The organism is Pseudomonas paeninsulae, from assembly GCF_035621475.1.
Lineage (GTDB): Bacteria > Pseudomonadota > Gammaproteobacteria > Pseudomonadales > Pseudomonadaceae > Aquipseudomonas > Aquipseudomonas paeninsulae.
The window spans coordinates 4951512-4963279 of record NZ_CP141799.1; the positions used below are offsets into that span (position 1 = coordinate 4951512).

The 11768-nt window shown below is 63.4% G+C and carries 11 protein-coding genes and 1 pseudogene; 9 read left to right on the forward strand and 3 right to left on the reverse strand.

Translation table 11 applies throughout. The annotated features are described in order from the left end of the window. Window positions 1-5: 5 nt before the first annotated feature. Both VCJ09_RS22785 and VCJ09_RS22790 read left to right on the forward strand, forming a co-directional pair. Window positions 6-1016: an aspartate carbamoyltransferase catalytic subunit gene (locus VCJ09_RS22785; protein ID WP_324732283.1), complete on the forward strand. Its 1011-nt coding sequence runs from the start codon at window positions 6-8 to the stop codon at window positions 1014-1016. Then, on the forward strand, window positions 1016-2287 hold the full coding sequence (locus VCJ09_RS22790) for a dihydroorotase (RefSeq protein ID WP_324732284.1): 1272 nt from the start codon (window positions 1016-1018) through the stop codon (window positions 2285-2287). The genes VCJ09_RS22785 and VCJ09_RS22790 overlap by 1 nt, the downstream gene beginning before the upstream one ends. A 115-nt stretch (window positions 2288-2402) precedes the next feature. Here the strand turns inward: VCJ09_RS22790 and VCJ09_RS22795 are convergent. From VCJ09_RS22795 to VCJ09_RS22805, 3 genes and pseudogenes are all read right to left on the reverse strand, one after another. Then, window positions 2403-2803 (reverse strand): annotated as a pseudogene (locus VCJ09_RS22795) (NINE protein); the annotation flags it as partial. Between the two features lie 105 nt (window positions 2804-2908). Continuing rightward, complete coding sequence (locus VCJ09_RS22800) at window positions 2909-4054, reverse strand: PilT/PilU family type 4a pilus ATPase (RefSeq protein ID WP_324732286.1); 1146 nt, start codon at window positions 4052-4054, stop codon at window positions 2909-2911. 110 nt (window positions 4055-4164) lie between these two features. After that, on the reverse strand, window positions 4165-5199 hold the full coding sequence (locus VCJ09_RS22805) for a type IV pilus twitching motility protein PilT (protein WP_079203726.1): 1035 nt from the start codon (window positions 5197-5199) through the stop codon (window positions 4165-4167). 54 nt (window positions 5200-5253) lie between these two features. Here VCJ09_RS22805 and VCJ09_RS22810 point away from each other — a divergent pair, with 54 nt between their 5' ends. The 7 genes from VCJ09_RS22810 (at window position 5254) to metW (ending at window position 11745) form a co-directional block, all read left to right on the forward strand. Further along, complete coding sequence (locus tag VCJ09_RS22810; protein ID WP_324732287.1) at window positions 5254-5934, forward strand: YggS family pyridoxal phosphate-dependent enzyme; 681 nt, start codon at window positions 5254-5256, stop codon at window positions 5932-5934. Window positions 5935-5973: 39 nt separating this feature from the next. Further along, on the forward strand, window positions 5974-6807 hold the full coding sequence (gene proC / locus VCJ09_RS22815) for a pyrroline-5-carboxylate reductase (RefSeq protein WP_324732288.1): 834 nt from the start codon (window positions 5974-5976) through the stop codon (window positions 6805-6807). A 42-nt stretch (window positions 6808-6849) separates the two neighbouring features. Next, complete coding sequence (locus VCJ09_RS22820) at window positions 6850-7440, forward strand: YggT family protein (protein WP_324732289.1); 591 nt, start codon at window positions 6850-6852, stop codon at window positions 7438-7440. Between the two features lie 13 nt (window positions 7441-7453). After that, entirely contained in the window at window positions 7454-7750 is a 297-nt protein-coding gene (locus VCJ09_RS22825) for a DUF167 domain-containing protein (RefSeq protein ID WP_300651215.1), read from the forward strand. 157 nt (window positions 7751-7907) lie between these two features. After that, window positions 7908-9890: a dynamin-like GTPase family protein gene (locus VCJ09_RS22830; protein WP_324732290.1), complete on the forward strand. Its 1983-nt coding sequence runs from the start codon at window positions 7908-7910 to the stop codon at window positions 9888-9890. A gap of 105 nt (window positions 9891-9995) precedes the next feature. Beyond that, the gene (gene metX / locus VCJ09_RS22835) at window positions 9996-11135 is read left to right on the forward strand and encodes a homoserine O-succinyltransferase MetX (protein WP_324732291.1); all 1140 of its coding nucleotides are present in this window, start codon (window positions 9996-9998) and stop codon (window positions 11133-11135) included. A 7-nt stretch (window positions 11136-11142) separates the two neighbouring features. Further along, entirely contained in the window at window positions 11143-11745 is a 603-nt protein-coding gene (metW, locus tag VCJ09_RS22840; RefSeq protein WP_324732292.1) for a methionine biosynthesis protein MetW, read from the forward strand. Window positions 11746-11768: the final 23 nt, after the last annotated feature.

Sequence of the window (11768 nt, forward strand, 5' to 3'; positions counted from 1 at the left end):
TCGCGATGACGCCGATTGATGCCAAGCGCCCGTTGCAGCTGAATGACCTAGGCCAGCTGCGCCACTTCCTCACCCTCGACGGCCTGCCCCGCGAACTGCTGACGGAAATCCTCGATACAGCCGATTCCTTCCTCGAAGTCGGCGCCCGAGCAGTGAAGAAAGTCCCGCTGCTGCGCGGCAAGACCGTGTGCAATGTGTTCTTCGAGAACTCCACGCGCACCCGCACTACCTTCGAGCTAGCCGCCCAACGGCTGTCCGCCGACGTCATCACGCTCAACGTGTCGACCTCCTCGACCAGCAAGGGCGAGACCCTGTTCGACACCCTGCGCAACCTCGAGGCGATGGCCGCCGACATTTTCGTCGTACGCCATGCCGACTCGGGCGCCGCGCACTTCATCGCCGAACACGTGTGCCCGAACCTGGCGATCATCAACGGCGGCGATGGCCGTCATGCGCACCCGACCCAGGGCATGCTCGACATGCTGACCATCCGCCGGCACAAGGGCGGCTTCGAGAACCTCTCGGTGGCGATCGTCGGCGATATCCTGCACTCGCGGGTGGCCCGCTCCAATATGCTGGCACTCAAGACTCTCGGCTGCCCGGACATCCGCGTGATCGCACCGAAGACCCTGCTACCGGTCGGCATCGAGCAGTACGGCGTGACCGTCTACAGCGACATGGCCGCCGGCCTCAAGGATGTCGACGTGGTGATCATGCTGCGCCTGCAACGCGAACGCATGACTGGCGGCCTGCTGCCCAGCGAGGGCGAGTTCTACCGACTGTTCGGCCTGACCGAGCAACGCCTGGCCCTGGCCAAACCGGATGCGCTGGTGATGCACCCGGGGCCGATCAATCGCGGCGTGGAAATCGAGTCGGCGGTGGCCGACGGCCCGCAATCGGTGATTCTCAACCAGGTCACCTACGGCATTGCCGTGCGCATGGCCGTGCTATCGATGGCCATGAGCGGGCAGAATGCCCAGCGTCAACTCAACCAGGAAGCCGAGGAATCCAACTGATGCGTACCGCAATCCTTGGCGCCCGCGTCATCGACCCGAACAGCAACCTCGACCAGGTCGCCGACCTGTTCATCGATGGCGGCAAGCTCATCGCCATCGGCCAGACGCCGGCCGGTTTCGTCGCGGAGAAAATCATCAACGCCCAGGGCTTGGTGGCCGCGCCCGGCCTGGTCGACCTGTCCGTTGCCCTGCGCGAACCCGGTTACAGCCGCAAGGGCTGCATCGCCAGCGAAACCCTGGCCGCGGCGGCAGGCGGCGTCACCAGCCTGTGCTGCCCGCCCTTTACCAAACCGGTGCTGGACACCCCGGCGGTGGCCGAACTGATCCTCGACCGCGCCCGCGAGGCCGGCCACACCAAGGTTTTCCCCATCGGCGCCCTGAGCAAAGGCCTGGACGGCGAACAGCTGGCCGAGCTGGTGGCCCTGCGCGACGCCGGCTGTGTGGCCTTCGGCAACGGCCTGGATAACTTCCGCAACACCCGTACCCTGCGCCGCGCCCTGGAATACGCCGCCACCTTCGACCTGACGGTGATCTTCCACTCCCAGGACCACGACCTGGCCGAAGGCGGTCTGGCCCACGAAGGCCCTACGGCCAGCTTCCTCGGCCTGGCCGGCATCCCGGAAACCGCCGAGACCGTGGCCCTGGCCCGCGACCTGCTGCTGGTCGAGCAAAGCGGCGTGCGCGCCCACTTCAGCCAGTTGACCAGCGCTCGCGGCGCGCAACTGATCGCCGCCGCCCAGGCCCGCGGCCTGCCAGTGACGGCCGATGTGGCACTGTATCAGCTGATTCTCACCGACGAGGCGTTGAGCGACTTCTCCAGCCTGTATCACGTGCAACCGCCGCTGCGCACTCGCGCCGACCGAGACGGCCTGCGCGAGGCCGTAAAGAACGGGGTGATCGGTGCCATTTCCAGCCACCACCAACCCCACGAACGTGACGCCAAGCTGGCCCCCTTCGGCGCCACCGAACCGGGCATCAGCAGCGTGCAGCTGTTGCTGCCGCTAGCCATGAGCCTGGTGCAAGACGGCCTGCTCGACCTGCCGACCCTGCTCGCGCGCCTGTCCAGCGGCCCGGCCCAGGCCCTGCGCCTGCCCGCCGGCCGCCTAAGCGTGGGCGCAGCAGCCGACCTGCTGCTGTTCGACCCGCAGGCCACGACCCTGGCCGGGGAAAGCTGGTTCTCCAAGGGTGCCAACTGCCCGTTTATCGGCCACTGCCTGCCCGGCGCGGTGCGCTACACCCTGGTCGATGGACGGATCAGCTACCAGGCCTGAGGTGGATACCCCTCGTAGGGTGCGCTGTGCGCACCGCCAAGCGAGCGCCGCTGGTGCGCACGGCGCACCCTACGAGCTCGGCGCATTGCTGCGCAGGCAGGCGTATGGCTTCCGTCAGACGTTGCGGGCGTTCTGAATGGAGATCTGGGTGTTCATGGTCCAAAAGTCATAGAGCACACCGACCAGGAACAGGCCACCGGTAAACAGGTAGAGGATCCCGGTGATCCACTTGCCCTGGTACATGCGGTGCACTCCGAAAATACCGAGGAAGGTCAACAAAACCCAGGCGACGTTGTAATCGGTGTCGCCGGCGGTGAAGCGCAGATCGGCCTCTCGATCCATCGCCGGAATCAGGAACAGATCGACGATCCAGCCGATAAACAGCAAGCCGAGGGTAAAAAACCAGATGGTTCCGGTCACCGGCTTGCCGTAGTAAAACCGGTGTGCGCCGAGAAAACCGAAGATCCACAGTAGATAACCGATGACCTTGCTGTGGGTGTCCTTTGTTACGTCCATGTCTGGCTCCTGCGCCGCTGAATGGTACGAATGAGACCGGCAAGACCGCACAGGGTTTACCGCTCGATGAAAAAAGCCCGCGAGTGCGGGCTGGATTGAATCACTTCAGAGGAAACGCCGGCCCGGGTCTTCGGGGGCGACTTCCAGCGACAGGCCATCACTCAAGTGGGTCAGGTGGTCGCCGTCGGCTTCCGAGCCGAGCTTGATCAACAAGCGCAGGTCGTTCGCCGAGTCGGCGTAGAGCAGCGCATCTTCGTAGGTGATTTCGCCCTGGCTGTAGAGGTTGTACAGCGCCTGGTCGAAGGTCTGCATGCCCAGTTCGGTGGAGCGCTTCATCAGATTCTTGAGTTCATGCACCTCGCCCTTGCGGATCAGGTCGGACGCCAGCGGGGTGTTGATCAGCACCTCGATCACCGCCCGGCGGCCTTTGCCGTCCGGGGTCGGGATCAACTGCTGGGCGACGATGGCCTTGAGGTTGAGCGACAGGTCCATCCATACCTGATTCTGCCGGTCGGCGGGGAAGAAGTTGATGATCCGGTCCAGCGCCTGGTTGGCGTTGTTGGCGTGCAGGGTGGCCAGGCACAGGTGGCCGGTCTCGGCGAAGGCCACGGCATGGTCCATGGTCTCGCGGGTGCGCACTTCACCGATGAGGATCACGTCCGGCGCTTGACGCAGGGTGTTCTTCAGCGCCACCTCGAAGGATTCGGTGTCGATACCGACCTCGCGCTGGGTGACGATACAGCTCTGGTGCTGGTGGATGTACTCGATCGGGTCTTCGATGGAAATGATGTGGCCGCTGCTGTTCTTGTTGCGGTAGCCAATCATCGCCGCCAGCGAGGTGGATTTACCGGTACCGGTGGCGCCGACGAACAGCACCAGACCACGCTTGGTCAGCGCCAGCTTCTTGAGGATTTCCGGCAGCTTGAGGTCATCCAGGGTCGGGATGTTGGTCTCGATGCGGCGCAGCACCATGCCGGCCAGGTTGCGCTGGTAGAAGGCACTGACGCGGAAGCGGCCAATGCCACGGGCACTGATGGCGAAGTTGCACTCGTGACTCTCGACGAAATCGCGGCGCTGTTGCTCGTTCATCACCGAGTGCACGGTTTCCCGGGTTTGCTCAGGCGACATGGGGTTCTTGGTCACCGGCATGATCTTGCCGTTGACCTTCATCGACGGCGGTACGCCGGCAGTGATAAACAGGTCGGAGCCGCCTTTTTCTACCATCAGGCGCAGCAGTTTTTCGAATTCCATGCGTTATCTCGCCCATCACCGTCACGCGCTTAGCCAACCTCCAGCCCCTGGGGCGCGTGCCTCACCAGCGATCTGGGTCTCGGCCAACCTCGCGGCTGGCCAGATACGAATTAGAAGTTATCCGGGGTCTTGGATTTTTCCCGCGCATTTTCGCGGGTGACTAGGCCCTTGGCTACCAGGGTTTTCAGGCAGGCATCCAGGGTCTGCATGCCCAGCGAAGCGCCGGTCTGGATCGACGAGTACATCTGCGCCACCTTGTCCTCACGGATCAGGTTACGAATCGCCGGGGTGCCAATCATGATTTCATGGGCGGCCACCCGACCGCCGCCGACTTTCTTCAGCAGGGTCTGCGAAATCACCGCCTGCAAGGATTCGGAGAGCATCGAGCGAACCATGGATTTTTCTTCGGCAGGGAATACATCGACTACCCGGTCGATGGTCTTGGCCGCCGAGGTGGTGTGCAGGGTGCCGAAGACCAGGTGGCCAGTTTCCGCGGCGGTCAGCGCCAGGCGGATGGTCTCCAGGTCGCGCATCTCGCCGACCAGAATGATGTCCGGGTCTTCGCGCAGCGCCGAACGCAGCGCCTCGGAGAAGCCCAGGGTGTCGCGGTGGACTTCCCGCTGGTTGATCAGGCACTTCTTCGACTCGTGAACGAACTCGATCGGGTCTTCGATGGTCAGGATGTGCTGGTATTTGGTGCTGTTGAGGTAATCGAGCATCGCCGCCAGGGTGGTCGATTTGCCCGACCCTGTTGGCCCGGTGACCAGCACCAGCCCCCGTGGCACGTCGGTGATCTTGCGAAACACCTCGCCCATGCCGAGGTCTTCCATGGTCAGCACCTTGGACGGAATGGTGCGGAACACCGCACCGGCGCCACGGTTCTGGTTGAAGGCGTTAACCCGGAAACGCGCGACACCAGGCACTTCGAAGGAGAAGTCGGTCTCGAGGAACTCCTCGAAATCCTTGCGCTGCTTGTCGTTCATGATGTCGTAGATCAGTGCATGCACCTGCTTGTGATCCAGGGCCGGCAAATTGATCCGGCGCACATCGCCGTCGACCCGAATCATCGGCGGCAGACCAGCAGAGAGATGCAGGTCCGACGCGCCTTGCTTGGCGCTGAAGGCAAGCAGCTCAGTGATATCCATGGGACTCCCTAATGACGGTAGAATGCCGCGAACACTAGGCGGCTGGCGCGAGTAATGTCCACGATAGCAGAGAATATTGCAAAGGTCGGAGCACGCATCCGTGAGGCGGCGCAAGCCTCGGAGCGCGATTGTGCAACGATTGGCCTGCTCGCCGTGAGCAAAACCAAACCCGCAGCGGCAATTCGCCAGGCTCATGCTGCCGGCTTGCATGATTTTGGCGAGAATTATCTGCAGGAAGCACTGGATAAACAGCTCGAACTGCGTGATCTGCCATTGATTTGGCATTTCATCGGCCCCATTCAATCCAACAAGACCCGGGCGATCGCCGAGCAGTTCGCCTGGGTGCATTCGGTGGACCGCCTGAAAATCGCCGAACGCCTGTCCGCGCAACGCCCAGCGCACCTGCCCGCGCTGAATATCTGCCTGCAGGTGAATGTCAGTGGCGAAGCCAGCAAATCAGGCTGCAGCCCAGAACAATTGCCGGCATTGGCACAGGCTGTTACACAACTGCCCAACCTCAAGCTGCGTGGATTGATGACAATTCCCCAACCCAGCGAAGACCGTGCGACGCAACAGGCCGCCTTCGCCTGCCTGGCCGAACTGCAAGCCAAGCTGAACCTGGACCTCGACACCCTGTCCATGGGCATGAGCCATGACCTTGAGGCCGCCATTGCCGAAGGGGCGACCTGGGTACGCATCGGTACCGCCCTGTTTGGCGAGCGCGACTATTCATAAGCGCCGCTCTACTCGACTCGATAAATAAGGAACCCTGTTATGACCTCCCCCCGCATTGCGTTTATCGGCGCCGGCAATATGGCCGCTAGCCTGATCGGCGGGCTGCGCGCCCAAGGCGTCGACGCCAGCAGCATTCGCGCCAGCGACCATGGCGCCGAGCAACGGGCCAAGATCAGCGCCGAACACGGCATCGAAACCTTCGCCAGCAACGCCGAGGCCATTCAGGGCTGCAGCGTGATCGTCCTGGCCGTCAAGCCGCAGGTGATGAAAGAGGTCTGCCTGGATCTGGCCGCCCATCTCGACGCCAATCAATTGATCGTCTCCATCGCTGCCGGCATCAGTTGCGCCAGCCTGGAACGCTGGCTCGGCGCCCCAGCGGAGACGGTCCCCGCCATTGTCCGTTGTATGCCGAATACCCCAGCGCTATTGCGCCAGGGCGTCAGCGGCTTGTATGCCAACAGCCTGGTTTCGGCGCAGCAGCGTCAGCAGGCCGAACAGTTGCTCGGTGCCGTCGGCCTGGCCCTGTGGCTGGATGAAGAACAGCTGATCGATGCGGTCACCGCCGTATCCGGCAGCGGACCGGCGTATTTCTTCCTGCTGATGGAAGCCATGACGGCCGCCGGGGAAAAGCTCGGCCTGGCGCACGACACCGCCGCCCAACTGACCCTGCACACCGCACTGGGTGCCGCACGCATGGCCGTCGCCAGTGATGTCGATGCCAGCGAACTGCGCCGCCGGGTCAGCTCGCCGGCCGGCACCACCGAGGCGGCAATCAAGACGTTCCAGGCTGGCGGCTTCGAAGCCCTGGTCGAACAGGCGCTGAATGCCGCCGCCCAACGTTCGGCAGAACTGGCCGAGCAGCTTGGCCAATAAACAGCCCGACCCACAGATAGACGGACCATCAAGGAGTCAATAATGATCGGACTGAGTACTGCAGCAGTTTATATCCTGCAAACCATCGGCAGCCTGTACCTGCTGATCGTGCTGCTGCGCTTCATCCTGCAACTGGTGAAAGCCGACTTCTACAACCCGCTTAGCCAGTTCATCGTGCGCGCCACCCACCCGCTGCTCAAACCCCTGCGCAAGATCATCCCCAGTTTCGCCGGGCTCGACCTGGCCTCGCTGGTGCTGGCGATCCTGGTGCAGTTGGTGCTGATGGCCCTGGTCCTGATGCTGATGGGCTATGGCCTCGACAATCCGCTGCAACTGCTGATCTGGTCGATCATTGGCGTCACCGCCCTGTTCATCAAGGTGTTCTTCTTCGCCCTGATCATCAGCGTGATCCTGTCCTGGGTCGCCCAAGGTAGCCACAACCCGGCGGCCGAGCTGATCAACCAGATCTGCGAGCCACTGCTGGCGCCGATCCGGCGCATGCTGCCGAGCCTGGGCGGGCTGGATCTGTCACCGATCGTGGCCTTCCTGATGCTCAACCTGATCGACATGCTGGTGATTCGTAACCTGGCGGTGATGAGCGGCATGTTCAAGGGCCTCAGCCTGGCGGTTTGACCCCGAGAACCCGATGAGCTTCTATCGCTGGGACGGCGAGGACCTGATCCTCGATTGCCACCTGCAGCCCAAAGCCAGTTGCGACGAGTTCGCCGGGCTGCACGGTGAGCGATTGAAAATCCGTCTCACCGCCCCGCCAGTCGACGGCAAGGCCAATGCCAAGTTACTGGCCTTTCTCGCCGACGCCTTTGCCGTGAGCAAGAGCCAGGTCAGCCTGGAAAGCGGCCAGCAAAGCCGCCAGAAGCGCGTGCGCATCAAACAGCCACGGCAATTGCCCGCCGTACTCGAACTGACCGCTCGACCCGCCTGATCGACCATCAAGCCGGATCGAAATACCCGTCAATTGACACCCCCTGCTCGCCCCGCATAATGCTCGTCAGCACAGCCCGGCCATGCGATGCCTGACGCACTCGCACCGGCAACAGCATCGTCCAGTCCAAGGGCACGCTAGCCAGAGGAACGCCAGAATGAGCATGGAACGTCTCAGCCAACAGGTCGACGCCTACGTCGACTGGAAGCGCGAACTGATGCGCCAGGTCACGCGCTACCGCAGCTGGCTGGCAACCAATCGGCTCAACTCCGAGGCGCTGGACGCCAAACTCGAACGCGCGCTGAAGCTGCTGCGTACCGACCACATCACCCTGGCCTTCGTCGGCGAGTTCTCGCGCGGCAAGACCGAACTGATCAACAGCCTGTTCTTCTCCGCATACGGTCAGCGCATGCTGCCGTCCCAGGCCGGGCGCACCACCATGTGCCCCACCGAGCTGTTCTTCGACCCACGCTCGGAACACTCCTATATCCGCCTGTTGCCCATCGAAACCCGCGCCACCGAGGCCAGTGTCGCCCAGTTCAAGCGCATTCCCGGGCATTGGGTGAACATCCCGCTGGACCTCAGCGACCCGGACAACATGGTCCAGGCCTTTACCCAAGTAGCGAAGAGCAAGCCCATGCCGGTGGAGCAAGCCATCCAACTGGGTTTCCACCCCGACAACCTGGAAAGCACCGGCAAACCCGGCCAGGTGCTGGTGCCGGCCTGGCGCCACGCGCTGGTCAACTTCGACCACCCGCTGCTGCGCCAGGGCCTGCGCATCCTCGATACCCCCGGCCTGAATGCCCTGGGCAGCGAACCGGAGCTGACCTTATCGATGCTGCCCAACGCCCAGGCGATCATCTTTCTGCTGTCGGCCGACACCGGGGTCACCGCCAGCGACATGGCGGTCTGGCAGCAGCATATTCGCCAGCTCGACGACGACACCCAGACCAGCCTGTTCGCCGTGCTGAACAAGATCGACATCCTCTGGGACGACCTGGCCGGCGAAGCCTTCGTGCAGAACGCCATTCGGCAGATCCAGACCCTCACGGCCAGGCAACTCGGCATCCAGCCCGAGGAAGTGCTGCCGCTGTCGGCCAAACAGGCGTTGCTGGCCAAGGTGCGCAAGGATCAGGCGCTGCTGACCCGCAGCCAGATGAGCAACCTGGAGAATCTGCTGTGCGAGCGCATCGTCAGTCAGAAAGAGCGCCTGATCGAAGAGCGCGTGGTCAACCAGGTGCTGGCCCTGCTGCAGGGCAGTCAGCATGCACTCAACCTGCGCCTGGAGACGGTCAACGAACAACACGCGCTGCTGAGCAACCACCAGCACGACAACGGCCAGTTACTGTTCGAGCTGACCGCCAAGACCAAGGACGAGCACAACCAGCATCACAAGCGCCTGCTCGGCCTGAAAACCAACCAGCGCCTGCTCAAGCGCCAAGGCGAGCTACTGCAGCTCGCCGCGCGCGCGGAACGCCTCGACGAACACCTGAACAAAGTGCGCAAGAACCTCGCCGGCAGCTGGACCACCCTGGGCATCAACCAGGCAATCCTGCACTTCTTCCGCTCGGTGGAACATGACCTGGACAGCCTGGCGCATGAGGCCGAGATGGCCAACACGATGGTCGCCGCCATCTACCGCCGGCACAACCAAGAGAATCCGCTGCAAGGCGTCGATGCACCGCAGTTCAACGTCAAGCACTACCGGCGCGAACTCAAACAGCTGCAGACCAAGGCCGACCAGTTCCGCCTGCACCTGAAAACCCTGCTCACCGAACAGCGCAGCCTGAGCAAACGCTTCTTCGCCACCCTGGTGCAGGAAGTCATCGGCCTGCACCAGCGCCTGCGGATCGAGGCCGGGCAATGGGCTAGCGACGCGCTGATGCCACTGATGCAACACACCCTGGAACACAAGCAGTTGCTGGAAAGCCACATGCTGCGGCTCAAGGCCCTGGCCCAGCAAACCCAGCAGGCGCGCCAGCGCGGCCAGCATCTGGCCGGTTACCGCGACGAGCTGCAACAACAACTGAGCCAGGCGGGCGAGATGCTGCGCCGCCTGCGCCTCCCCGCGCCGATCCAGCGCCAGGGCAAGGTGGTCAACCTGCCCGGCGTGGCACGCGCCCACAGCGTCGGCGAATAACCGCCCGGCAGCAGCGCGGCCAGGCATTGCCCGCGGCCCCGCACGCTTGCCGCCTGGGGCCGCGCTCTTTAGACTGCGGCACTTCCTTTACTGCGAGCAGGGTCGATGCCCACTGCCTTTCCCCAAGACTCTGTTGGCCTGGTGACCCCGCAGGTGCTGCATTTCGCCGAACCCCTGGCGCTCGCGTGCGGGCGCAGCCTGGCTGACTACCAACTGGTCTACGAAACCTACGGCGAGCTGAACGCCGCGCACAGCAACGCCGTGCTGATCTGCCACGCGCTGTCCGGCCATCACCATGCCGCCGGCTACCACAGCGCGGACGAGCGCAAGCCCGGTTGGTGGGACAGCTGCATCGGCCCCGGCAAGCCGATCGACACCAACAAATTCTTCGTCGTCAGCCTCAACAACCTCGGCGGTTGCAACGGCTCGACCGGCCCCTCCAGCCTCAATCCGGCCACCGGTAAACCCTTTGGCGCGGACTTCCCGGTGATGACCGTGGAGGACTGGGTGCACAGCCAGGCCCGCCTGGCCGACGCCCTCGGCATCGACCAGTGGGCCGCAGTGGTCGGCGGCAGCCTCGGCGGCATGCAGGCCATGCAGTGGGCCATCAGCTACCCGGAGCGTATCCGCCACTGCCTGGCGATCGCCTCGGCGCCCAAGCTGTCGGCGCAGAACATCGCCTTCAACGAAGTGGCGCGCCAGGCGATCCTCACCGATCCGGAGTTCTACGGCGGGCACTTCCAGGAGCGCGGGGTGATCCCCAAGCGCGGCCTGATGCTGGCGCGCATGGTCGGCCACATCACCTACCTGTCGGACGACGCCATGGGCGAGAAATTCGGCCGCGGCCTGAAAAGTGAAAAGCTCAACTACGACTTCCACAGCGTCGAGTTCCAGGTCGAGAGCTACCTGCGCTACCAGGGCGAGGAGTTTTCCGGGCGCTTCGACGCCAACACCTACCTGCTGATGACCAAGGCGCTGGACTATTTCGACCCGGCGGCCAACCACGACGGCGACCTGGCCCAGACCCTGGCCGGGGTGCAGGCGCACTTCTGCGTGATGTCCTTCACCACCGACTGGCGCTTCTCGCCGGCGCGCTCGCGGGAGATCGTCGACGCGCTGATCGCCGCCCGCAAGCACGTCTGCTACCTGGAAATCGACGCGCCGCAGGGCCACGACGCCTTCCTGATCCCGATCCCGCGTTACTTGCAGGCGTTCAGCAGCTATATGAACCGAATCGCAGTATGAGGCACGCATGAGAGCCGACCTGGACATCATCCAAGACTGGATCCCCGCCGGCAGCCGGGTACTCGACCTCGGCTGCGGCAATGGCGAACTGCTCGCCTGGCTGGCCGAGCACAAAGGGGTCAGCGGTTATGGCCTGGAGATCGACCCGGACAACATCGCCCAATGCGTCGGCAAGGGCGTCAACGTCATCGAGCAGAACCTCGACAAAGGCCTGGGCAACTTCGCCAGCAACAGCTTCGACGTGGTGGTGATGACCCAATCACTGCAGGCCCTGCACTTCCCGGACAAGGTGCTGGCGGAGATGCTGCGCATCGGCAAGACCTGCATCATCACCTTCCCCAACTTCGCCCACTGGCGTTGCCGCTGGTACCTGGCGAGCAAGGGCCGCATGCCGGTGTCCGACTTCCTGCCGTACACCTGGTACAACACGCCGAACATCCATTTCTGTACTTTCGCGGACTTCGAACGCCTGTGCCTGGCACAAAACGCCAGGGTGCTCGATCGCCTGGCGGTCGATCGCGACCATCTGCACGGTTGGGCCAGCCGCATTTGGCCTAATCTGTTAGGTGAGATCGGCATCTACCGGATCAGCGGACCGACCGCCAACTGATTCGCCGGCAACCAGGTCATCCT